This window comes from Desulfosporosinus meridiei DSM 13257 (genome assembly GCF_000231385.2).
GTDB classification, from domain to species: domain Bacteria; phylum Bacillota; class Desulfitobacteriia; order Desulfitobacteriales; family Desulfitobacteriaceae; genus Desulfosporosinus; species Desulfosporosinus meridiei.
In genome coordinates this window covers 2,997,439-3,019,144 of the sequence record NC_018515.1, presented here as the reverse complement: position 1 = coordinate 3,019,144, position 21,706 = coordinate 2,997,439, and the positions used below count along the sequence as shown (strand labels likewise).

Here is a 21,706-nt window from a genome sequence, read left to right as displayed (position 1 = left end):
GAACCCTGCGAACAGTGGTTAATCTGGCACGACAAATGCCCGGTATGTCTGAATAAACTTATTCATATTGGAGGTTGTACCGAGTGCATTACCGGGGATTGGTCAATGTGTGGGTAAGAATGTCTGTTTGGTTATACTTTATGGAGGTGTGAAAATGCCAAGCATAACTACAATTTGCTATTTGTTGTCTCTGCTGTTTTATGGAATGGGGTATTCGAAGAACTTGCTCATAAAGAACTATCCAACCTATATAAGTGCATCCGATTACACTTTTCTTGTATCATTAACAACGGGTTACTTTGTCTTAGCAATTTTCTTTGCGGTATCAGGCTCTTTTTATCTTTTTGTTAATCTTCGTCGTGACTTATTGTAATTTTTTTTAACTTATCTATAGCCAAGTTAAAGGGGATAAACTATTATATTTTTGATAGTTCTTCTAGCTTTAAAACGGAGGTGTCTTTCATATAGAAAGGAAGTTTGGCAAAATCCTATTAGCCATCTTAGTAATAGGTTTACTATTTCCCACATGGACGCCTTCAATAAGAGGTCACGAGAATAGTATTAATATTTTAAAACAGATTGAGATTAATGGAAGCAAACATCAGGTCATGATCCGAGGATATGATAAAAGAAATCCTATTGTAATATTTGTGCACGGTGGCCCGGGCTGTCCCGAAATTCCATATGTGAAAAAGTATCAAGAATCACTGGAACAGAATTTTACAATCGTTCAATATGACCAACGAGGAGCAGGGAAATCCTATCATTTTTTTGAGGACTATACCAATCTTTCCGTTAGTTTATTAGTGGATGACTTAATTGCCCTTACCGATTATATTAACAAGGAATATGGTCCGGAAAAGGTAATTCTAGTGGGACATTCTTTTGGAACAATAGTAGGTATTAAAGCAGCAGATCGAGCTCCGGAAAAATATCTTTGCTACATAGGAATTGGTCAAGTCGGAGATTTCTGGACTGGAGAACTGGAGGCTTTGGAATATTGTCTAAGGCAGGCTACTGACCAGAAAGACTTTGTAGATGTTAAAAGAATAGAGGGATGCCGGGAAAACATAATTAACCACAGTGAGTCATTTAAAAGGAATTTTGTATGGAAATATGGCGGAGCAGTACGTCTTATTAATGAAAAGAAGGATATCTTAGCAGGACTCCTATTAAATCCAGAATATAATTTGCTGGATGCAGTACGATATGTTGTTGGTTTAGGCGTTTCTGATAATTTACTATGGAAAGAAATTAAAGAAAGTAATATCCCCCTGGAAGTTCCGGAATTAGTAATTCCTTGTTATTTTATTGCTGGGAAATTTGATTATTTAACACCTATAGAGAATGCTCGCAGCTACTATAATTCCATTCTTGCCCCTAAGAAAGGGTTTGTTGTATTTGATCAATCCGCCCATTTTCCACAGTTTGAACAGAATGAGGATTTTGCTAAATTACTTAATGAGATAAATAGGGATTTACAGAAAGACATTTATGAACATAAGGATAAAAATATGTGATTTTTAGCTTGCACTATAAAGAAAAGGTAATTTGGATAAAAATTATAGTTTACAGCATGCAAAAAAAATGGTATCTTAATTGAGCGGCAAATAAGGCCTTTGTGGAAATACTAAATGCTAAATTAATGATAAGTTAGATCTTGACAACAATGATTAATGATGCTATTATGTAATTCCGGCCAGATGGGGCCGACGAAAGATGGTCTTTGAAAACTAAACAACAAGGACAGCCAATGAGAGAGACTCGTAAGAGTTTCAAAATAAATCATGAGTCAATCATCTTCTTCTAATGAGAAGTTTGAAATAACTTTTTTTGGAGAGTTTGATCCTGGCTCAGGACGAACGCTGGCGGCGTGCCTAACACATGCAAGTCGAACGGAGAATTTTGAAAAGTTTACTTTGAAAAATTCTTAGTGGCGGACGGGTGAGTAACGCGTGGGTAACCTACCCATAAATCCGGGACAACCCTTGGAAACGAGGGCTAATACCGGATAATCTTAGAGCCTGGCATCAGGTTTTAAGGAAAGATGGCCTCTGAAGATGCTATCGATTATGGATGGACCCGCGTCTGATTAGCTAGTTGGTGGGGTAAAGGCCTACCAAGGCGACGATCAGTAGCCGGCCTGAGAGGGTGAACGGCCACACTGGGACTGAGACACGGCCCAGACTCCTACGGGAGGCAGCAGTGGGGAATCTTCCGCAATGGACGAAAGTCTGACGGAGCAACGCCGCGTGTATGATGAAGGTCTTCGGATTGTAAAGTACTGTCTTTGGGGAAGAACGGTGGCTTTGAAAATATTGAGGCCACATGACGGTACCCAAGGAGGAAGCCCCGGCTAACTACGTGCCAGCAGCCGCGGTAATACGTAGGGGGCAAGCGTTGTCCGGAATTATTGGGCGTAAAGGGCGCGTAGGCGGATTGTTAAGTCCGGTGTGAAAGATCAGGGCTCAACCCTGAGAGTGCATCGGAAACTGGGAATCTTGAGGACAGGAGAGGAAAGTGGAATTCCACGTGTAGCGGTGAAATGCGTAGATATGTGGAGGAACACCGGTGGCGAAGGCGACTTTCTGGACTGTAACTGACGCTGAGGCGCGAAAGCGTGGGGAGCAAACAGGATTAGATACCCTGGTAGTCCACGCCGTAAACGATGAGTGCTAGGTGTAGAGGGTATCGACCCCTTCTGTGCCGCAGTTAACACAATAAGCACTCCGCCTGGGGAGTACGGCCGCAAGGTTGAAACTCAAAGGAATTGACGGGGGCCCGCACAAGCGGTGGAGCATGTGGTTTAATTCGACGCAACGCGAAGAACCTTACCAAGGCTTGACATCCTACGAATCCTTAGGAAACTAGGGAGTGCCCTTCGGGGAGCGTAGAGACAGGTGGTGCATGGTTGTCGTCAGCTCGTGTCGTGAGATGTTGGGTTAAGTCCCGCAACGAGCGCAACCCCTGTATTTAGTTGCTAACAAGTAAGGTTGAGCACTCTAGATAGACTGCCGGTGATAAACCGGAGGAAGGTGGGGATGACGTCAAATCATCATGCCCCTTATGTCTTGGGCTACACACGTGCTACAATGGCCGGTACAGACGGAAGCGAAGCCGCGAGGTGAAGCAAATCCGAGAAAGCCGGTCTCAGTTCGGATTGCAGGCTGCAACTCGCCTGCATGAAGTCGGAATCGCTAGTAATCGCAGGTCAGCATACTGCGGTGAATACGTTCCCGGGCCTTGTACACACCGCCCGTCACACCACGAAAGTCTGCAACACCCGAAGCCGGTGAGGTAACCCGAAAGGGAGCTAGCCGTCGAAGGTGGGGCCGATAATTGGGGTGAAGTCGTAACAAGGTAGCCGTATCGGAAGGTGCGGCTGGATCACCTCCTTTCTAAGGAGAACGGTTTAGAGCTTAGGCTTTAGACGAACATCCTAGTGGTCGATTCTTTCAGAGATGAGGTTGAAAAACCAAGTTCAACTAGAGATCAATAACGAGTCGCAAGACTCACGCCGAGGGATCGGCAACTCATTGGAAACAGCTGTTGTTTAGTTTTGAGAGACTATTTGTCTCTTAATAGTGGCCCGTTGGTCAAGCGGTCTAAGACACCGCCCTTTCACGGCGGTTACACGGGTTCGAATCCCGTACGGGTCACCAATAACGCTTAGTAATTCATTTTTAAGTGATGGACTTACTAAGGCTTTAAAATGATTAGGCCCCGTGGTGTAGTGGTCAACATGCCTGCCTGTCACGCAGGAGATCGTCGGTTCAAGTCCGATCGGGGTCGCCATTAAAAAGTTGGTTTTGGGTAGGTGGCCGAGTGGTTAAAGGCGACAGACTGTAAATCTGTTCCGCGAGGTACGATGGTTCGAATCCATCCCTGCCCACCATTATATATTGGGGTGTCGCCAAGCGGTAAGGCACCAGACTTTGACTCTGGCATTCGTAGGTTCGAATCCTCCCACCCCAGCCATAATTATGGGCCATTAGCTCAGTCGGCTAGAGCACCTGACTTTTAATCAGGGTGTCCCGCGTTCGAGTCGCGGATGGCCCACCATAATTCGCGGGTGTAACTCAGTGGTAGAGTGTCACCTTGCCAAGGTGAAAGTCGCGAGTCCGAATCTCGTCACCCGCTCCAAAAAATGCGCTCGTAGCTCAGCTGGATAGAGCGTCTGACTACGAATCAGAAGGCCGGGAGTTCGAATCTCTCCGAGCGCACCATACTAGAAATCACGTGCCGTTGTAGCTCAGTTGGTAGAGCGTATCCTTGGTAAGGATAAGGTCACCGGTTCAATCCCGGTCAATGGCTCCAGCTAATGCGGGAGTGGCGTAATTGGCAGACGCGCACGTTTGAGGGGCGTGTGGGTAACTCCGTACGGGTTCAAGTCCCGTCTTCCGCACCAAAATGAATGTTTTGGAGAAGTACTCAAGTGGCTGAAGAGGACGGTTTGCTAAACCGTTAGGGTGGGTAACTGCCGCGAGGGTTCAAATCCCTCCTTCTCCGCCATAAAATATATTCCTCGATAGCTCAATGGTGGAGCAACCGGCTGTTAACCGGTAGGTTGTAGGTTCGAGTCCTACTCGGGGAGCCATGGCAGGGTAGCCAAGTGGTCTAAGGCAAGTGGTTCATACCCGCTCATTCGAGGGTTCAAATCCCCCCCCTGCTACCATTTTCGATATTCGATGTTCGTAGTTGGAAGTTCAAAATTTGACCAAATGCAGAACTTCAAAGTCAATAGCACGGACATAGGCATATATAGTAGGTAGAGTGTTTCTTTTGAGGACGACTTAGATCGATTCTTGAATATCGAACCTCGTACCAAAATTTTGCGGGTGTAGCTCAATGGTAGAGCACTAGCCTTCCAAGCTAGCTACGTGAGTTCGATTCTCATCACCCGCTCCATAAGAATGTAACCGCACTTAAAGTGCGGTTTTTTGCGTCTATACTTATTCAGGCAATTGGTCTAAAAGAAAAAAATAAGGTAAATTAAGGGTAGTTATGATAGAATTAGGTGAATTTATGTGAATATAATTTGTTGAAAGGAATAAGTTCTATGAAAGAATATAGAAATGAACATATCATAGTTCACTGGTATCCGGAATTGTGTGCACATCCCGGGACGTGCTTGAGGCTTTTGCCAAAGGTATTTAACCTTGAACAACGTCCCTGGGTTAACGTTGATGCTGCAGAACCCGAGGAAATCATCAGGGCTATAGATCAATGCCCCTCAGGCGCTTTAAGATACTCCTTACCCAAGGGTTCGAAAGTTAATGCGCAAAGGGCTAATGGTGTTGGCAATCTTAACTATGAGGATAGGAATCCATCAGAAGTTAAGATAAAAGTATGTTCGAACGGGCCGCTTTTGGTTGAAGGTTCGTCTCTTCTAATAGGGATTGACGGGAAAGTGTTAAAGGAAGGCGGTCGTATAGCATTATGCCGCTGCGGATATTCCGAAAAACGCCCCTTTTGTGATGGAGTTCATAGTAAGAAAGGATGGGCACCTGATAGAAATGATTTAATTTAAGGAATAGTGGAAAAATCTTATTGTGGTACAAAAAGAAAGGAGAATGCGTTATGCCCGTAATTACAATTGATGCTGGAAGAATGTCCAAAGAACAGAAGGCGAAGTTAGTTAAAGAATTAGCCTCAAAGGCAAGCGAAACACTAAACATACCGGTAGAAGCATTTGTTACAATCATTCGAGAAAATGATATGGACAACATCGGAAGTGGTAACCAGCTCTTATCTGAAAAGATGGGCAAATAGTAATGGGTTTTCATGAATTGGCTAAATTTTAAGTAAATAGGAAACGGACAATGTTATCAAGACCCACAAGCAATTATGCTGTGGGTCTTGATAATCTTGCTTATACTATTCTTCGATAACTCTTCCGTTCGTTGATATGGTAACCACACTCCAAGGGATAAGTTTTTCACTGTTTATAAGTGCCTTCTTTACAGCTTGAACGATACCACCACAGCAGGGAACCTCCATTCGTAAAACTGATAGACTTTTGATTTCGTGCTGTTTTAATATGGCAGTAAGTTTTTCGGAGTAATCGCCATCGTCTAACTTCGGACATCCTATCAAGGTGATCTTATTGCGCATAAACTTTTGATGAATATTTGGATAGGCAAAAGCTGTACAATCTGCAGCTATTAGTAAATGTGCGTTATCGAGATAAGGTGCGGTTACTGGAACTAATTTTAGCTGGCAGGGCCACTGAGCGAGCTGTGATGGTGTGCTTTCTGAGGGTATCGGAGTAGTATTATCCTGTTTGTCAACAAGTAGTTTGGCATGAGTACCCGGACATCCGCATGGAGTAGGGTTGGCAGGCCGTTGTTTCTTTTCTATATGTTTCTTGACAGCTTCCTCATCGTATTCTACGGTTTCTCTCTCCTCAAGTATAATAGCGTTTGTAGGGCACTCAGGCAGACAGTCGCCAAGACCATCACAGTAGCTTTCGGAAATGAGGCGAGCTTTGCCCTCTATTAATTGTAGAGCACCTTCATGACAAGCGTTGACACATAACCCACACCCATTACACTTTTCTTCATCTATTTTGATAATTTTTCTTAACATTATTATTCCCCCTGTTTAATTGTTATTTGCAGGTTCATTATATTACAATAATAGATACAAAATCGGTATCTGGAGATACAGAATAGGCTGGAGAAGACGATGTTAGAAAAATACTTTGACGTGATCGTAAATGTAAGTTTATTTTACGGTATTGAGAGAGCTGGCATTGCGAATATGCTGAATTGTTTAAAGCCGAGAGTAGGAATCTATAAAAAGGGCGATTATATCGTCACCAGTGGTCAAACCTATGAAAATGTTGGGGTAGTACTTAAAGGAACGGCGACAGTTAGTAAAGAAAGTACTTCAGGAAATAGAATTGTAATGACTCTATTAAAGGAGAGAGATATCTTTGGTGAGATAGTTGCATTTTCAAGTATGACAACATGGCCGGCAACGGTTCAGGCCCAGGAAGCTTGTGAGATTCTCTTCTTACCAAGGAGTAAGATTGTCGGGGATTGTGATAAGATGTGCAGTTGGCACAGGATTTTTATACAAAACTTCTTGAGAGTAATCTCTGAAAGAGCAATAGTATTGAACAAAAAGGTTGAGTACTTAACCATAAAAAGTATCCGAGGAAAAATATGTTCTTTTTTACTTGAACATTACAACAAATCAGGGAGCAAAGAAATAGAATTAGCGTTAAATCGCAACGAACTGGCGGATTTCTTAAATGTTTCTCGACCGTCTATGTCAAGAGAAATGAGCAAAATGAGGGAGGAGGGAGTTATTGATTTCCACTTGTCAACTTTTAGAATTATAGATTTACAAGCCTTAAAGACAATGAGTGAACTGTAAACAAGATAGTTTTTTTCCATTCATAGAGACAAAATGTATAATTTTTGTATTGACGTATATGTTGTTTAAAAATATAATGTATTTGTAATAATTTCAAATACACTTGTTTGGTGTAGAAAAAGTAATTGAAAACATTTACAATTAGCAGTACTGCTAGCTTAAAGAAAACAAAGTGAGGGGTTTTTTGGATGAATAGTTTAAAAGGGACTAAAACTGCTGAGAATCTGATGAAAGCTTTTGCAGGGGAATCACAGGCACGTAACCGCTATACTTATTACGCTTCAGTAGCGGATAAAGAAGGGTACAAGCAAATAAAAAACATATTTATTGAGACAGCCGATAACGAAAAGGAACATGCGAAAAGATTTTATAAATTCTTATTAGCTGGTTTCCAGAATGAACTTCCTGCCACTCTAGAAATAAGTGCCTCTTTTCCTGTTGCTCAGGGTACAACCCTAGATAATTTGATGGCCGCAGCAAGTGGGGAAAATGAAGAGTGGAGTGAATTATATCCGGATTTTGCCAAGGTCGCAGAAGAAGAAGGCTTTCCAGAGATTGCCCTTGCCTTTAAGATGATTGCTGAGGCTGAAAAAAGGCATGAAACCAGATATAATAAACTAGCTCAGAACATCAAAGATGGCAAGGTATTTAAGAAAGATGGAAGTAAACTTTGGAAGTGTGGAAATTGCGGCTATGTTCATGAAGGAACTAGTGCACCTGACGAATGTCCGGCTTGCATTCATCCGCAAGCATACTTTGAAGTTTTTGAAGAGACTTATTAATTTTAAACTCTCGCTTGCTCACGTTTGATCTTTGTATTTCGTTTGACTGACCATAGATATCTAAAACCCCTAAAGAAGAAGGCTCTGGCCGTTCTCTTTAGGGGTTCGCTTTATACCTAAACGCCTATCTTATCCGATGTGTACGATTACATTAGTTATTCCAACAACAAGCAGAGAGAATATGATGGTTCCACCAATAATAATTAGGTTTTGTTTTTTGGTATTGATTTTATGCCACAGCAAAAAGATCCCTCCGAATACATAATCTTAGTCCATAGTAACATTCACTAAATCTAAAAAGTATAGACAATTAGTCCCAAGAGCATGGGACTAAAGACCTATTAATTATAGGCGTATTAATGAATCTTATTGCTACTCTTGTAGAAAAAATCTATACTTAGAGATGTAATCTCAAGTCTGAATATAAGAGCTGCTTGTTTTGAAAAGGCTGGAAAAAGCTTTATTTAATAGATTGACAAGGGAGAGAACCGTCATGGATAGTGATCTAATGAAACTTATGAAAAATGATAGGTTCGCAGCCTATGTTGGCATAGAGATAATAAAAGTAGAGCCAGGCTATGCAATAACCCAGATGGAAATATCGGAGAAGCATTTAAACGGCGTGGACATTATCCAAGGAGGCGTAATTTTTACTTTGGCCGATTTTGCCTTTGCGGCTGCTGCCAACGCTACTGGTAGTGTTACCGTGGCAATAAATTCGAATATATCCTATTTTATGGCATCAAAAGGAAAGTCCTTGATAGCTGAGGCCAAAGAACTTTCTAGTTCTAAAAATATTGCTAATTACAATGTGGATGTGTTTAATGAACATCGAGATCATATCGCTAAACTGAGTATTACAGGTTATAAGAAACTCAAAAAATGAACCTGCGGGGGTAAGAATATGGATAAATATGAAGAGGTTCTTAATGAGTTTAACCGTAGGCGCCTCAATGAAGAGGCAGTGAATATAGAAAAGATACATTTTTATAAAACGGATAAACGTATTAATCCTAAACAGGAGGAGCCCTTTTGGTTCAATGTTGGGGATTTGCCTGCTTTAGTTTCGGCACCTCATGCTGTTAGACATTTTCGGCAAAAGAAGATAAAAATGTCCGACCAATTTACAGGTTCTATTGTCTATCTATTACATAAGCTTACTGGTTGTCATGCCATAGCAACAACTAAGCTCTATGGAGGAGATCCCAATTCTGATGATCCGTGTATTTACAAAGAAAAAATCTCTGATTTTTGCGTTGCCAACAAAGTGAAGTTTATTTTAGACATTCATGGTGCTGCTCGAGAAAGAGAGTTTGATATTGATTTAGGAATTAATTGCGGAAAAAACCTCTTGGGCAAAGAAAAAATAATGGAAATTATTGGACAAAACCTACGCAACTATGGGTTATCGAAAATATCCTATGATTATTTTGCTGCCTCTGGGCCCAACACGGTGGCTAATTACGTTGCCCGGGAATTGGCTATACCGGCGGTTCAGTTAGAGATTAACAAACAATATAGGGTACCTGCACAAAACCCCCATGGATTTCATCGACTAATAGGAGCCTTGTTTAGTAGTATCAAGGAATTAACCTAGAGGAATTAACCTAGAGTTATTAATTCAAGAATATTTGACAAGCTATCCTATTTGAGGTACACTGATCTTGTTAAGAGGGAGTAGTTTTATTACAAAGGCAACATACCCGGTAAGGAGACTTACCTGTCTTTGTAAGCCGATTTCGGTAACGAGACTTTTAACATGGCCATTAGGCTGTGTTAAAAGTCTTTTTTGTTTATTTTGCATAAACAAGTTGCCAAAATAAAGTAAGGAGTGGTTATTTCGTAAATACTATAAAATACTAAGCTAGTTATGAGATGAAATTAAAACAAGGAGGACTATGTTGTGGATTATTTCCGAAGGGAAGTTGCAGAAGTCATCTCTGAATTGAAAAGTAATGAAGAGATGGGTCTATCAGCGGCCGAAGCTGATATTAGAATCCAACGGTATGGGAAGAACCTTTTTACGCCTAAAGAAAAGGAAAGTTTTTTTCGAAAAATATTTGAGAGTTTGAAGGAGCCTCTGATTCTCATTCTCTTGATTTCAGGGGTAATATCCTTAGCTATGGGGCACGTTGTAGATGGTATAGGGATTTTTGTTGCCGTACTGATTGCGACCTCAATTTCAATTATTCAAGAAGGCAAATCGGATAAGGCCTTTGAAGCATTATCTAAGCTAAGCGAAGATGTCCATGTAAAAGTTGTTCGTGAGGGGAAGATCGTTCTCCTAGCACAAAGTGAACTTACGATTGGCGATATTATTCATCTGGAAACAGGAGATAAGGTTCCTGCGGATGCTCGTATCATACACGCATCAACTTTAGGGATCGACGAATCTATGCTCACGGGTGAAGCCGAAGCCGCTTCTAAAAATACTCTGAAGATCGATAGAGATAATTGCCCTCTGGCTGAACGTAAAAATATGCTTTATTCAGGGACTATGGTGCTTGAAGGAAGAGCCATCGCGATTGTAACATCAATTGGCGATGGAACTGAAATGGGTAAGATTGCTGACGAATTAAAAGGTGAATTGACCTCTGAAACTCCGCTTCAACAAAAATTGGCAGATCTGGGCAAAAGAATTTCAATAATTGGATCGATTGTCGCAGCTGTAATCTTTCTTTTCGAAGTTTTCAAGATGTATCACCAGGGTATCTTGGTGTTTGATAATCTAGGAGCTGCCCTTCCGGGAATTAAAGATGCCTTTGTTACCTCTGTAGCTCTTATCGTTGCGGCTGTGCCTGAAGGATTGCCAACGATGGTTGCCATTACCTTAGCCTTTAATATGCAAAAAATGGCTAAGAATAACGCTTTAGTGCGCAAGCTTATCGCTTGTGAAACTATTGGATCTGTAAATGTTATTTGCTCAGATAAAACCGGCACATTAACAGAAAACAAGATGACAGTCGTTGAAGTTTGGGCGGACGGTAAAGAGATTGCGGTAGATCAACTGAGAAGTGAAGAAATGCTGGAGAATTTTTGTCTTAACTCTACAGCGGATATTTCCAAAAAAGATGGAAAATATGAGTTTTTAGGAAATCCGACGGAATGCTCTCTGCTGGTATGTGCTGATAAGAATAATATTAACTATCTGCATTATCGCAAAGAGCATAGTGAGCCTGTAAGTGAATACAATTTCACCTCTGCTCGAAAAATGATGTCTACTGCTTATGAGACTACGAAGGGTTATAGACTCTATACCAAGGGTTCCCCGGAAAAGGTACTAAGCATTTGCAATCGGATTCTTTATAAGGGTGCTATTATCCCCTTGACTCCAGAGCATATTAAAGAGATTGAAGCTAAGATAACTCAGCTTCAGGATAATGCCAGACGGGTGTTAGCCTTTGCCTTTAATGATTTTAGTGAAGAGCCTCAGTGGGAAGATATTTATAATGTCGAAAAGAATTTAATATATACGGGATTCGTGGGAATCGAAGATCCTTTGCGTTCCGATGTTAAAGAAGCAATTACTAATTGCCGACAAGCTGGTATCTCTGTCAAAATATTAACGGGAGACAACATTAACACTGCTAGAGCTATTGCTACTCAGTTAGGAATTGTTAAGCAGGACTCCTTGGTATTAGAAGTTACCGACATTGACGCTATGAGTGATCAAGAGTTAAAAATCAAGCTGCCTAATATTGTGGTAATCGCTCGTTCTAACCCAACGGCAAAAATGAGAGTTGTTAAGCTTTTACAGGAAATTAATGCCTCTGTGGTTGTCACAGGCGATGGTATTAATGATGCACCTGCGTTAAAGGCTGCTGATGTGGGAGTTGCCATGGGAATAGCAGGCACGGAAGTATCGAAAGAAGCTTCGGATATAGTATTGTTGGATGACTCTTTTTCCACAATTGTTAAAGCAATTAAGTGGGGGCGCGGTATTTACGAGAATTTTCAGCGCTTTATTCAGTTCCAGCTTACTGTCAATGTCGTGGCCTTTGTCACAGTAATCTTGGCAGAAGTTATGGGTTATGCAATGCCTTTTACCACCTTGCAATTACTCTGGGTAAATATTATTATGGATGGTCCTCCGGCCTTAACATTAGGCTTAGAGCCACCGAGAGAGCATCTGCTTGAAAAGCAGCCGATTAAGAGAAATGCTTCCATTGTAACGAAAGATATGCTGTTTAAAATTATTTCTAATGGTCTGTTTATTGTAACAGCCTTGATCCTGCTCATGGATACTCAATTACTTGGTGGGACTGCGGCACAACAATCAACGATCGTGTTCACTTCCTTTGTACTCTTCCAGTTGTGGAATGCCTTTAACAGTCGAGAGTTTGGGTCAAGGAGCATCTTCCCAAATCTTCTTAAAAACAAGATGATGGTAGGGGTTGTTTTTCTAACATTCTTGGTTCAGGTTTTAGTAACACAGTTTGGTGGAGATGTATTCAAAACCGTTCCTCTAGACTTAGTTATGTGGTTTAAAATCATTGGCTACACATTTAGCATTATTATCTTTGGTGAATTGTTAAAACTAATCATGAAAATTTTCCAAAGTGGATCTAAAGAGTAACTAACTTCTGGTAATAAAGTCAATAGCCACAATCCTTGAGAAGGAATTGTGGCTATTGCAATTAGTGAAGCAGGTTTGCATGGGCTTTCTATAAAGTATTATAATAAGTATTTGGACAGATAATAAATCCGCAGGTTCTGATATACGAGACAAAATTCAAAAGGGAAGGCTCAGAAGATTAACAAAATGAGTTTTTCTGAGGAGGTATAGCATTGGTTATCATCAAGACTGAGAAAGAAATTGGATATATGGCGGAAGCAGGAAAAATCCTGACTGCTTGTCACAGGGAAATCCGTTCCATAATTCGGCCCGGAATCACTACCTTGGAAATTGACGAATTTGCCGAGAATTTTATTCGTTCCCATAGTGCAACTCCAGAGCAAAAAGGATATAAAGGGTATCCATATGCAACCTGCGCTTCAGTCAATGATGAGATCTGTCACGGATTTCCGACTAAAAAGCCTTTGAAGGATGGAGATATTGTAAAAATTGATATGGTTGTGAATTTGAAAGGGTGGCTGGCAGACTCAGCTTGGACATATTCCGTGGGGCAAATTTCGCAGGAAGCGGAAAGGCTGTTAAAGGTTACGAAAGAATGCCTCTATCTTGGCATAGAGGCTTCGATTATTGGCAATAGAATCGGAGATATTTCCCATAGCATCCAAACTCATGCCGAATCAGAGGGCTTTTCTGTTGTTCGAGACTTTATGGGACATGGAATTGGCCAAATAATGCATGAAGATTTGCAGGTTCCCCATTATGGTCGACCCCATAGAGGAGAGCGGCTTCGGGAAGGTATGGTTTTCACCATAGAACCAATGATTAATATTGGAAGATTTCATTTGAAGATTGACTCTAATAGGTGGACGGCCAGAACTATAGATGGCCGTCTTTCGGCACAATATGAACATACTATTGCTGTAACTAAGGATAAGCCCTTAATTCTAACTGAACAGGACTAAAAAGACCTAGCATTAGACCTTCCAACGTTTTCGAATAATAATATATCTTAGCATAAACCAATTTCTGAGTTTGGAAATTCGCCATAGAACCTTTGAAAATAAATCCATTTGTTATCAACCTCCTATTATGATCTTGTCTTAGGTTCCCCAAATTTGATAAAACCAAACATTTTTAATTACAGGGTCGTGATTGTTGTTGCGAATGATTCATGAATTACAGTAATTACTGAAAAATATTTATAAAAAAATAGACACTTTTATAATTTCGGTTAAGCTAGTAATACCAATTTAAAAGGAGTGGTATTATGAGCGTAATCAATGAATTTAAAGAATTTGCAACAAAAGGAAACGTTGTGGATCTGGCTATTGGGGTTATCATAGGCGGGGCTTTCGGGAAGATTGTCTCTTCACTTGTAGCTGATATTATAATGCCTCCTCTAGGAGTTATAGTAGGAGGGATAAAATTCACAGATATTAAACTAAAACTAAAGGATGCTGTTTTCGATGGGACGGGAAAAATTACTCAGGAAGCTGTTACCCTGAATATAGGTAATTTCATTCAGGCAACCTTTGACTTCCTAATTATTGCAGGTTCGATTTTTTTAATCGTTAAACTAATTAATTCTTTAAAAAGAAAAGAAAAGAAAGAAGAAGCTGCAGCTCCATCAACCCCTAGTATGGAAGTACAGCTCCTCATTGAAATTAGAGATCTGCTTAAGAAACAGAACTAGTCTGGGGTTATGGATTGTCAGTATCCAAATCTCGCAGCTTGATTAGTAATAAGCGAAGATCCTTAGGAAAAGGTGCTCGAATTACCATGGGAAGTCTAGTTGCAGGATGGAGAAAGGCATACATTGAAGAGTGTAAGGCATGACGAGAGAGAAGTGTTTGAGTCCCACCGTACAGATCATCTCCGAGTAATGGATGTCCGAAGCCTTCACAATGAGTGCGAATTTGATGGGTGCGACCGGTTTCTAAGATGAATTCCAGAAAAGTGACATTAGTATAGCGATGGAGAACCCGGAAAAGTGTCCGGGCCGACATACCATCAGCTTGGATCTGACGTTTGATAAAGCTATTCGGTGCAAATCCAATGGAAAGATCAATAATTCCATTGTCTTCCTCGACAACCCCTTCGACAAAACCATGGTAGCGTTTATGGATATGCCCTCTCTCTAGCTGCCAAGCAAGTTGCTGATGAGCGAATTGGTTCTTGGCTATAACAACAACTCCGGAAGTATTCCGGTCAATTCTGTGGATGGGACGGAAGAGCCGACTTTCTCCCTTGCGTTCCCAATGACCAACAACAGCATTGCCTAAGGTGTTGGTCGGATAGCGGCGGTTGGGGTGAACGACTTGTCCAACGGGTTTGTTGACGGCTAGCATGTATTCATCCTCGTAAAGAATATCAAGAGGCAGATCTTCGCCTTGAATATTGGCTTCTTCAGTGGAAAAAAGCTGAATGGATAGGGTATCCCCTTCTTTTCCTCGGGCCGTTAGATAAGAAAATTTCCCGTTTACCCAAACCCGTTCGCCTTGTTTCAAATGCTGTAGTAATTTTACCGAAAAGTGAAACTTATGACGTAAGATTGCCATATATTTTTGACCGGAGTCTTCCGCTTGTAAACGATACTCCCAAAGATCGGGTGGTGTATTCATAAGTCCTCCTAGTGCATAGTTCGGATTCTCCGAATTAAAGATAAAAAACAGAGTAAAAACGGGTGGAGTGTACATACTTTTAAATAATAGTAAAAAGGAAAATTATGTTGTGTGCAGAATAGTAATAGGATTGAAATGAGTGCTAAGGAGGCCCTAACGTGAGAGATTCTCGCATCGAAAAACTTGCCGATTCCCTAATAAATTATTCCATTTCTCTTCAGCCAGGGGAAAAAATTCTTATCGAAGTGATTGGTCCGGATATTCTACTAGCCCAAGCCTGCGTGCGTTATGCCTATCGAGCTGGTGGAGTTCCGTTTTTATCTAGTATTAATCATACCCTACTACGGGAACTATTAAAAGAACTCACAGTGGAACAAGCTGAGGCAATGACTCGTTGGGATCGAGGGCGTATGAAAGAAATGCAGGCCTATATTGGCATACGGGGCGGAGATAATGTCAATGAATGGTCAGATGTGCCTAATGAGTGTATGAAAATATATACATCTTATTATCAAAAACCTGTTCATTCAGAGCAACGCGTGCCCCATACTCGCTGGTGTGTATTGCGGTATCCCAATGCTGCAATGGCTCAGTTGGCTAATACAAGCGTAGAAGGATTTGAGGACTTTTATTTTAAAGTCTGTAATTTAGATTACTCCAAGATGTCAAAAGCTATGGATCCTTTGAAAGAGCTAATGGAGAAGACGGATCGAGTGCGCATTGTTGGTCCGGGAACTAATTTAGAGTTCTCAATAAAAGGGATGCCTGCTATAAAGTGTGATGGTCATCTGAATATTCCCGATGGAGAAATATTTAGTGCTCCTCTCAAAGAGTCCGTCAAGGGGCGAATTAGTTATAATACACCTTCACTTTATCAAGGGTTCACCTATGATAATATTGTCTTAGAATTTGAAAAGGGAAGGATTATAAAGGCTACTGCGAATGATTCAGAACGTATCGAATCTGTATTTAACACTGATGAGGGAGCACGATATGTTGGAGAGTTTGCAATAGGTGTTAACCCTTATATTAGTACTCCTATGAGAGATACACTTTTTGACGAGAAAATTGATGGAAGCTTTCACTTCACTCCGGGATCTTGTTACGATGAGTGTAATAATGGGAATAAATCTGCCATTCACTGGGATTTGGTCTGTATCCAGAGACCTGATTATGGCGGGGGAGAGATATTCTTTGATGATGTGTTAGTTCGAAAAGATGGGCGCTTTGTCTTACCGGAGCTTGAGGCCTTAAATCCGGAAAACTTAAGAGGATAGAGTGCCTGATAATAATAGATAATCAATTAGCAAGGAGTCGATTATACGTCCATGAACGGGAAACGATTGCGTTTAGTTTATAATCCCTATGCAGGTCGAAGAAAATTAACTGCCCAACTAGATACAGTGATTCGAATCTTCCAGGAAAGCGGCAATGAGGTGTGTGTACATAGGGCTTGCTCCCCGGAAGATATAGAAGAAATAGCCTTTCAGAGCAGAGATGTGGATCGATTTGTCATTGCCGGTGGAGATGGCAGTATTCATCAGGCTTGCAATGGGCTGCTTAGAATTCCGGAGGATCAACGTCCGGCCTTAGGTATTCTACCTGTTGGAACCGCGAATGATTTAGCTTATGCCTTGCGGTTACCAAAAAGTATTCCAGAGGCGTGTAAGGTAATCGCCAAAGGAAATGTGTTTAGAATGGATACCGGACAAGTCAATGATCGATATTTTGTTAATGTTGCCAGTGCGGGTCTATTAACAGACGTATCACAAAAAGTAGATACTCGTGTTAAAAACACACTTGGACAATTAGCTTACATTCTTAAGGGGATTGAAACACTCCCTTCCTTTCGACCATTTCGTATTGAGTATGAGAAAGATGGGCAACCCTATATCGAAGAGGTAGTTTTATTGCTGGCTGTGAATGGCCACTCAGTTGGAGGGCTTAGGAAGCTTGTGCCCAAAGCTTCACTTACAGACGGATTGCTTGAAGTGCTAATTGTGCCGGCCTCAGGCTGGCCGGAAACAATACGCTTGCTATTGAATGTTTTGCGGGGAGACAAATCAAGTTCTGGAAAGATCAAGGAATTCCAAACTAAAGAACTTAAGATATCTACGGATCGCCCTATTCAATCGGATTTAGATGGAGAGTACGGCCCGGAGAGTTCGTGGGCTATTAAGATTGGGCCTAAAATCTCGGTGCTTTGCTAATTGGAGGGATTTCATGATCGGAACACCTTTTCAACAAGAGGTCTTGAGAAAACTAAGTGGTCTGAGCCCTGTCTATATTATAGGCGGAGCTGTTCGTGATTCACTCTTGGGATTTCCCTCCAAAGATCTTGATGTAGTTACGGTACTTCCTCTTGATCAGATCGTAACTAAATTATCGAATTGGGGATATAAACCACATACCATAGGGGTTCATCAGCCAACGGTGAGCTTATTCCAAGGCAAGGACAGACTTGATATTGCAACCTTTTCCGGAGATTTGGAAAAGGATGCTCTGCGCAGAGATTTCACCATAAATGCAATCTTTCAGGATGTGAAAACAGGAGAGATCAAAGATCCCCTATGTGGACTCCAAGCCTTAAAGGAAAAAAGATTGGAGTCATGCGGAGGAGCAGAAGAACGTTTCCAAGAAGACGGGATCAGGATTTTGCGGTTAATTAGGTTTGCGGTTCGCTATGGTTTTGACATAGCCCCCAATACTTGGCAAGCTGCAGTCAAGCAAATTTCACTCCTTAAAGGAGTAGCGTTAGAACGAGTAACCGAAGAATTAGCTAAGATTCTTATGCTTGAGGAAATCGAAAATGCTTTAGGACTTCTTGATGACTTAGGATATTTTAAAATGTATATCCCTGAGCTTGCCAGACTGAAAGGTCTTATTCAAAATCAATATCATACCAAAGATGCTTGGGATCATACCCGTCGGGTAGTAAAGAATGCCCCGTCGACAGTGTTATTGCGGCTGGCCGCCCTATTACATGATATTGGAAAATGGGAAACGGCTAGTCGTGAATGTTTTACTTGGGGGGAGATTAAGGCGTCAGCACGAGGCTACACAGTCAATGAATTCAACCTGATAGGAAAAAATCTGAAACGTTGGTTACATATAAATGTAGAGGTTCACGGCGGAAAATTGGACAATTACCCTGATACAATCGTTGTAAAAAGGATTAAACCTGTACAAACCTCACCTGAAAAACACTTTGAAATGGTCTTAAACGGAAAACGACATTTTCTCCAGCATGAAAGGGAAAGCGCTCGTTTGGTTAAAGAATTTCTAACTAGGTTTCGCTGGAGTATGGTTTTACCTGGAGGAACCAGTGGTGAACGAGAACTTCATTTTTTGGTAGGGCATCATATGCAAGGAACCTTAACCTTTATGAGTGAATTGAAGGGCGAGATACATAGTCTTAAAACTCGCCTGAAAGCCCGTCGTTTTGCTTGGGAAATTGGCTGGGATGGACAGAGTTTTAACTCAGAAAGGGTGGAGAATCTCCTCGATCTCTGGAAGGCAGATTTTCTTGGCGGTAAGCAGGATGCCGAGGATAATCTATACCGACTTGAAGGGATTCAGAGCGAAATTCGATCTGCCTGTACTTTCCTCAAAGAGCGTTCCCGCCTCTTGAATTGGAAATTCTTTGAGGGCTTTGCCCGTGAGAAAGGGCTTGAGGCTGAGATGTTCGGTCAATTCAAAGAACAGGTTCGCAAGCGAGTCATGTTTGATGATAAGTATAGTCTGACAGATTTGCGGTTTTTGGAAAAAGAATACAACTTTTACTGTAAGTCCGAATCATCTGCTAGGAATAATCGTAAACCCAGATTAAAGTAAAAAATTGACTCTCGCCCTCTAATATTCTTATTGAATATTGAACTTGAAGTAAGGATGTTCTCGAAAAGTCTTGTCATAAAGTTTGATTAGAAGATTAAGGTTGACCTGGATAAATTACTAAGTTATAATTATTATTAATAAATCACAACACAGAGGAGGATGTTGTTCATGGAAAAGAAGTGGCGTTGTACCGTTTGTGGGTATATACATACTGGCGAGAATCCGCCGGAAATCTGTCCGGTTTGTGGAGTTGATTCGACCTTTTTTGAACTAGTCGCTGAGGAGAAGGATGTTGCTGCTTCAACCTCAGGTGTTGTGGCACCTAAGCCGGTAAATTCTCAGTTAGATAAACCTGCGGCAATTCGTCAAGCTCTCTATCGAATCTCCTATGGCCTGTTTATTATAACAGCCCAGGCTGACGGTAAGGACAATGGACAATGTGCTAATACATGTTTTCAAATCACCTCTGAACCAGCCAGAATTGCAATCGGAATCAATAAGCAAAACTATACTCACGAGCTGATTCAAAAAAGTGGCAAGTTTGGTGTTTCAGTACTAAGCCAAACCGGTCAAGACTATGCCCGGGGGTTTGGATATCGCACCGGTCGGGAGGTTAACAAGTTTGAAGGGGTAGCAGTTCATCGTGGAGAATCGGGAGTTCTGCTGCTTGATGATGTACTTGTAACCATGGAAGCAACGGTAACAGGTCAATTGGATGCAGGAACCCATACTCTCTTCCTAGGGGATGTCACGGCAGGGGAAATTCTGCAAGAAGGGGATCCCATGACCTATGCGTTTTTTAGGGCCTCGAAGTAAATTTGCTTACATCAAGGAGAAGGCCCATGGATTTGGATGAACAGATACACTGGAAAAAGATGATAGGAGGATGGGCAAGGGAGTTGGGCTTTGTCGCCGTGGGATTTACCGCTGCGGAACCTATAGAAGATTTAGCCACTATACTACAAGCTCGAATTGATCAGGGCTGGGCGACACCTTTTGAAAGTAAGGAGATCCAACAAAGGATTGATCCCCAAGCAGTTTGGCCTGATTGTCAGACGGTCGTTGCCTTAGCTTATCCCCTCCCGTTTACAGTATCTCCTCAAGAGGGAGAAGGTTTGATTTCGCGCTCAGCTGTTGGGGAGGACTATCATCGGGTGGTTCTTCGAAAAGTGCAGGAGCTAATTGATACTATGGTGAATAACAATTGGTTGGGGCTATGTCGCTTTCAAGTTGATACTGGCCCCTTAGTTGAGCGGGCATTTGCAACACGAGCAGGGATTGGCTGGATCGGTCGGAACCAACAATTAATTATCCCGGGAGTCGGATCTTTTGTTACACTTGCCCTACTTCTGCTAGATCAAGAACTGAGGTCGGATGACCCTTTTGTTTTCCAGCAATGCGGAAATTGCCAAAAATGTGTTATTTCATGTCCGGCACAAATTATTGGCAGGGAACCTTTTCCGGCCAACAAATGTGTCTCTTATTTAACTCAGAGTAAAGAGTTGTTAACTTCCGAGGAGATTTCCAGCCTGGGTCTCCAAATCTTTGGCTGTGATGTTTGCCAAGAAGTATGTCCGCATAATCAAAAATGGTTAGAGGAGGAACAGACTTCTTTAACTGTTGCTGATTCCTCATCCGCTGCCCGGCCCTCATTCAGGCGAGGTGTAGATTTAGTCGAAACTCTTAACTTGACTAAAAGTGAGTTTGGCCAACGCTTTAAGATCACTGCAGCAGGTTGGCGCGGAAAGGGAGTCCTTCAGAGAAATGCATACCTAGCTCTAAGCAAGGTTAAGGAAACTAGTGCTAAGCAATGGATCAACGTCCAGACAATAGCTAATGCAATTCCGCCCAGGATATTGCCTTATGTAGAGAGAGAACAAGAGTAGGCGAAAGCATAATTTGCTTCTTAGCAAGGGTTTGCCTGGTTAAACTTTTCTGCGAAAAGCCTGATTTCGTTAAGATTAAGCTGAGAAACATCGCTGGTAACGCCAGCGACTTTTTTTACGATTTGTCGCTCTAGAAAGTTCATCTTGGATATCAAAAATTCTCCGCCGAATAAACCGTTTGCCCTTGAATGGTTCCTCAATTCCTTGGAGTATGTTGTCTCGAATTGGGATAAAGCTTTATCTCCCTCAAACATGCAGCAAAGAAACAGGCCTAGTCCCTTAGAAAGCAGTTCAGGTTGGTTTTGTTTGAGAAATTGCTTTACTCTTGATTTGGCAGACCCTGCATAAATAGAACTGCCAATTATGACTGAATCATAGTTGGTCAATTTGGGGTTAGAAAGCCTTTTCAAGTTGATTAATTCGACCTCTCCCTGAAGTTGTTCACTGAGGATTTGGGCAGCTTTTTCTGTTGTGCCATGAGAGGAAGAATAGATGATTAGTGTTTTCAAAATGATTTCTCCTTCTTTTATAGGATTACAGAACCCTTATTTATAAATTCCTACTTTAAGGATAGATCAGTTATCTTATTTGCACCATTATATAATAGGCTTAATATCTTGGAAA

Annotated in this window: 19 protein-coding genes, 13 tRNA genes and 1 rRNA gene; 30 read left to right on the top strand and 3 right to left on the bottom strand. The window is 41.5% G+C overall.

What is annotated here, in order from left to right:
• Positions 1 to 154 precede the first annotated feature (154 nt).
• The 18 genes from DESMER_RS14000 (at position 155) to dmpI (ending at position 5,772) form a co-directional block, all read left to right on the top strand.
• On the top strand, positions 155 to 373 hold the full coding sequence (locus DESMER_RS14000) for a hypothetical protein (RefSeq protein ID WP_052314847.1): 219 nt from the start codon (positions 155 to 157) through the stop codon (positions 371 to 373).
• Positions 374 to 608: 235 nt separating this feature from the next.
• On the top strand, positions 609 to 1,520 hold the full coding sequence (locus tag DESMER_RS13995; RefSeq protein ID WP_042333781.1) for an alpha/beta fold hydrolase: 912 nt from the start codon (positions 609 to 611) through the stop codon (positions 1,518 to 1,520).
• Between the two features lie 310 nt (positions 1,521 to 1,830).
• A 16S ribosomal RNA gene (locus DESMER_RS13990) occupies positions 1,831 to 3,398 on the top strand.
• A gap of 188 nt (positions 3,399 to 3,586) precedes the next feature.
• Positions 3,587 to 3,662 (top strand) — tRNA-Glu (locus tag DESMER_RS13985).
• 57 nt (positions 3,663 to 3,719) lie between these two features.
• Positions 3,720 to 3,795: transfer RNA gene (locus DESMER_RS13980), tRNA-Asp, on the top strand.
• A 16-nt stretch (positions 3,796 to 3,811) separates the two neighbouring features.
• Positions 3,812 to 3,895 (top strand) — tRNA-Tyr (locus DESMER_RS13975).
• An 8-nt stretch (positions 3,896 to 3,903) separates the two neighbouring features.
• Positions 3,904 to 3,978 (top strand) — tRNA-Gln (locus tag DESMER_RS13970).
• A gap of 7 nt (positions 3,979 to 3,985) precedes the next feature.
• Positions 3,986 to 4,062: transfer RNA gene (locus DESMER_RS13965), tRNA-Lys, on the top strand.
• Positions 4,063 to 4,068: 6 nt separating this feature from the next.
• Positions 4,069 to 4,143: transfer RNA gene (locus DESMER_RS13960), tRNA-Gly, on the top strand.
• A 6-nt stretch (positions 4,144 to 4,149) separates the two neighbouring features.
• Positions 4,150 to 4,226: transfer RNA gene (locus DESMER_RS13955), tRNA-Arg, on the top strand.
• Between the two features lie 15 nt (positions 4,227 to 4,241).
• Positions 4,242 to 4,317, top strand: a tRNA-Thr gene (locus DESMER_RS13950).
• 6 nt (positions 4,318 to 4,323) lie between these two features.
• Positions 4,324 to 4,408: transfer RNA gene (locus DESMER_RS13945), tRNA-Leu, on the top strand.
• 13 nt (positions 4,409 to 4,421) lie between these two features.
• A tRNA-Ser gene (locus DESMER_RS13940) sits at positions 4,422 to 4,512 on the top strand.
• Positions 4,513 to 4,522: 10 nt separating this feature from the next.
• A tRNA-Asn gene (locus tag DESMER_RS13935) sits at positions 4,523 to 4,597 on the top strand.
• Between the two features lies 1 nt (position 4,598).
• Positions 4,599 to 4,675: transfer RNA gene (locus DESMER_RS13930), tRNA-Met, on the top strand.
• 159 nt (positions 4,676 to 4,834) lie between these two features.
• Positions 4,835 to 4,908 (top strand) — tRNA-Gly (locus DESMER_RS13925).
• 151 nt (positions 4,909 to 5,059) lie between these two features.
• A complete protein-coding gene (locus tag DESMER_RS13920; RefSeq protein WP_014903706.1) occupies positions 5,060 to 5,530 on the top strand; it encodes a (4Fe-4S)-binding protein in 471 nt (156 codons plus the stop codon).
• A 50-nt stretch (positions 5,531 to 5,580) separates the two neighbouring features.
• Positions 5,581 to 5,772: a 4-oxalocrotonate tautomerase DmpI gene (gene dmpI / locus DESMER_RS13915; protein ID WP_014903705.1), complete on the top strand. Its 192-nt coding sequence runs from the start codon at positions 5,581 to 5,583 to the stop codon at positions 5,770 to 5,772.
• Between the two features lie 105 nt (positions 5,773 to 5,877).
• Here dmpI and DESMER_RS13910 read toward each other — a convergent pair whose 3' ends face one another.
• On the bottom strand, positions 5,878 to 6,588 hold the full coding sequence (locus DESMER_RS13910; RefSeq protein ID WP_014903704.1) for an ATP-binding protein: 711 nt from the start codon (positions 6,586 to 6,588) through the stop codon (positions 5,878 to 5,880).
• A 99-nt stretch (positions 6,589 to 6,687) separates the two neighbouring features.
• Between DESMER_RS13910 and DESMER_RS13905 the strand changes: the two genes are divergently transcribed.
• The 7 genes from DESMER_RS13905 to mscL all read left to right on the top strand — a co-directional run bounded on the left by DESMER_RS13905 (position 6,688) and on the right by mscL (position 14,434).
• Complete coding sequence (locus DESMER_RS13905) at positions 6,688 to 7,383, top strand: Crp/Fnr family transcriptional regulator (RefSeq protein ID WP_014903703.1); 696 nt, start codon at positions 6,688 to 6,690, stop codon at positions 7,381 to 7,383.
• A 188-nt stretch (positions 7,384 to 7,571) separates the two neighbouring features.
• On the top strand, positions 7,572 to 8,165 hold the full coding sequence (rbr, locus tag DESMER_RS13900; RefSeq protein WP_014903702.1) for a rubrerythrin: 594 nt from the start codon (positions 7,572 to 7,574) through the stop codon (positions 8,163 to 8,165).
• Positions 8,166 to 8,658: 493 nt separating this feature from the next.
• The gene (locus tag DESMER_RS13895) at positions 8,659 to 9,051 is read left to right on the top strand and encodes a PaaI family thioesterase (protein WP_014903701.1); all 393 of its coding nucleotides are present in this window, start codon (positions 8,659 to 8,661) and stop codon (positions 9,049 to 9,051) included.
• An 18-nt stretch (positions 9,052 to 9,069) separates the two neighbouring features.
• The gene (locus DESMER_RS13890; RefSeq protein WP_014903700.1) at positions 9,070 to 9,762 is read left to right on the top strand and encodes a hypothetical protein; all 693 of its coding nucleotides are present in this window, start codon (positions 9,070 to 9,072) and stop codon (positions 9,760 to 9,762) included.
• Between the two features lie 306 nt (positions 9,763 to 10,068).
• The gene (locus tag DESMER_RS13885) at positions 10,069 to 12,741 is read left to right on the top strand and encodes a calcium-translocating P-type ATPase, PMCA-type (RefSeq protein WP_014903699.1); all 2,673 of its coding nucleotides are present in this window, start codon (positions 10,069 to 10,071) and stop codon (positions 12,739 to 12,741) included.
• Positions 12,742 to 12,953: 212 nt separating this feature from the next.
• The gene (map, locus tag DESMER_RS13880) at positions 12,954 to 13,703 is read left to right on the top strand and encodes a type I methionyl aminopeptidase (protein ID WP_014903698.1); all 750 of its coding nucleotides are present in this window, start codon (positions 12,954 to 12,956) and stop codon (positions 13,701 to 13,703) included.
• Positions 13,704 to 14,008: 305 nt separating this feature from the next.
• Positions 14,009 to 14,434: a large-conductance mechanosensitive channel protein MscL gene (gene mscL / locus DESMER_RS13875; protein WP_014903697.1), complete on the top strand. Its 426-nt coding sequence runs from the start codon at positions 14,009 to 14,011 to the stop codon at positions 14,432 to 14,434.
• A 7-nt stretch (positions 14,435 to 14,441) separates the two neighbouring features.
• Here the strand turns inward: mscL and DESMER_RS13870 are convergent, their stop codons facing one another.
• Entirely contained in the window at positions 14,442 to 15,362 is a 921-nt protein-coding gene (locus tag DESMER_RS13870) for an RluA family pseudouridine synthase (protein ID WP_014903696.1), read from the bottom strand.
• 158 nt (positions 15,363 to 15,520) lie between these two features.
• On the opposite strand from DESMER_RS13870, the gene DESMER_RS13865 reads away from it, so the two are divergent.
• From DESMER_RS13865 to queG, 5 genes are all read left to right on the top strand, one after another.
• A complete protein-coding gene (locus tag DESMER_RS13865; RefSeq protein WP_014903695.1) occupies positions 15,521 to 16,639 on the top strand; it encodes an aminopeptidase in 1,119 nt (372 codons plus the stop codon).
• 51 nt (positions 16,640 to 16,690) lie between these two features.
• On the top strand, positions 16,691 to 17,572 hold the full coding sequence (locus tag DESMER_RS13860; protein ID WP_014903694.1) for a diacylglycerol/lipid kinase family protein: 882 nt from the start codon (positions 16,691 to 16,693) through the stop codon (positions 17,570 to 17,572).
• Between the two features lie 13 nt (positions 17,573 to 17,585).
• Positions 17,586 to 19,196, top strand: a complete 1,611-nt coding sequence (locus DESMER_RS13855) for a tRNA nucleotidyltransferase/poly(A) polymerase-related protein (RefSeq protein ID WP_014903693.1) — start codon at positions 17,586 to 17,588, stop codon at positions 19,194 to 19,196.
• A 168-nt stretch (positions 19,197 to 19,364) separates the two neighbouring features.
• Positions 19,365 to 20,012 carry a flavin reductase family protein gene (locus tag DESMER_RS13850; protein WP_014903692.1) on the top strand — a complete coding sequence of 216 codons (648 nt, stop codon included), beginning with the start codon at positions 19,365 to 19,367 and terminating at the stop codon, positions 20,010 to 20,012.
• 26 nt (positions 20,013 to 20,038) lie between these two features.
• On the top strand, positions 20,039 to 21,082 hold the full coding sequence (gene queG / locus DESMER_RS13845) for a tRNA epoxyqueuosine(34) reductase QueG (RefSeq protein ID WP_014903691.1): 1,044 nt from the start codon (positions 20,039 to 20,041) through the stop codon (positions 21,080 to 21,082).
• 20 nt (positions 21,083 to 21,102) lie between these two features.
• On the opposite strand, the gene DESMER_RS13840 is transcribed toward queG, so the two are convergent.
• Positions 21,103 to 21,591, bottom strand: a complete 489-nt coding sequence (locus tag DESMER_RS13840) for a flavodoxin domain-containing protein (protein ID WP_014903690.1) — start codon at positions 21,589 to 21,591, stop codon at positions 21,103 to 21,105.
• Between the last annotated feature and the right edge of the window lie 115 nt (positions 21,592 to 21,706).

Coding starts and splice junctions, on each gene's coding strand:
- DESMER_RS14000 (WP_052314847.1), top strand. CDS start 155: ATGCCAAGCATAACTACAATTTGCTATTTGTTGTCTCTGCTGTTTTAT.
- DESMER_RS13995 (WP_042333781.1), top strand. CDS start 609: ATGATCCGAGGATATGATAAAAGAAATCCTATTGTAATATTTGTGCAC.
- DESMER_RS13920 (WP_014903706.1), top strand. CDS start 5,060: ATGAAAGAATATAGAAATGAACATATCATAGTTCACTGGTATCCGGAA.
- dmpI (WP_014903705.1), top strand. CDS start 5,581: ATGCCCGTAATTACAATTGATGCTGGAAGAATGTCCAAAGAACAGAAG.
- DESMER_RS13910 (WP_014903704.1), bottom strand. CDS start 6,588: ATGTTAAGAAAAATTATCAAAATAGATGAAGAAAAGTGTAATGGGTGT.
- DESMER_RS13905 (WP_014903703.1), top strand. CDS start 6,688: ATGTTAGAAAAATACTTTGACGTGATCGTAAATGTAAGTTTATTTTAC.
- rbr (WP_014903702.1), top strand. CDS start 7,572: ATGAATAGTTTAAAAGGGACTAAAACTGCTGAGAATCTGATGAAAGCT.
- DESMER_RS13895 (WP_014903701.1), top strand. CDS start 8,659: ATGGATAGTGATCTAATGAAACTTATGAAAAATGATAGGTTCGCAGCC.
- DESMER_RS13890 (WP_014903700.1), top strand. CDS start 9,070: ATGGATAAATATGAAGAGGTTCTTAATGAGTTTAACCGTAGGCGCCTC.
- mscL (WP_014903697.1), top strand. CDS start 14,009: ATGAGCGTAATCAATGAATTTAAAGAATTTGCAACAAAAGGAAACGTT.
- DESMER_RS13870 (WP_014903696.1), bottom strand. CDS start 15,362: ATGAATACACCACCCGATCTTTGGGAGTATCGTTTACAAGCGGAAGAC.
- DESMER_RS13860 (WP_014903694.1), top strand. CDS start 16,691: ATGAACGGGAAACGATTGCGTTTAGTTTATAATCCCTATGCAGGTCGA.
- DESMER_RS13855 (WP_014903693.1), top strand. CDS start 17,586: ATGATCGGAACACCTTTTCAACAAGAGGTCTTGAGAAAACTAAGTGGT.
- DESMER_RS13850 (WP_014903692.1), top strand. CDS start 19,365: ATGGAAAAGAAGTGGCGTTGTACCGTTTGTGGGTATATACATACTGGC.
- queG (WP_014903691.1), top strand. CDS start 20,039: ATGGATTTGGATGAACAGATACACTGGAAAAAGATGATAGGAGGATGG.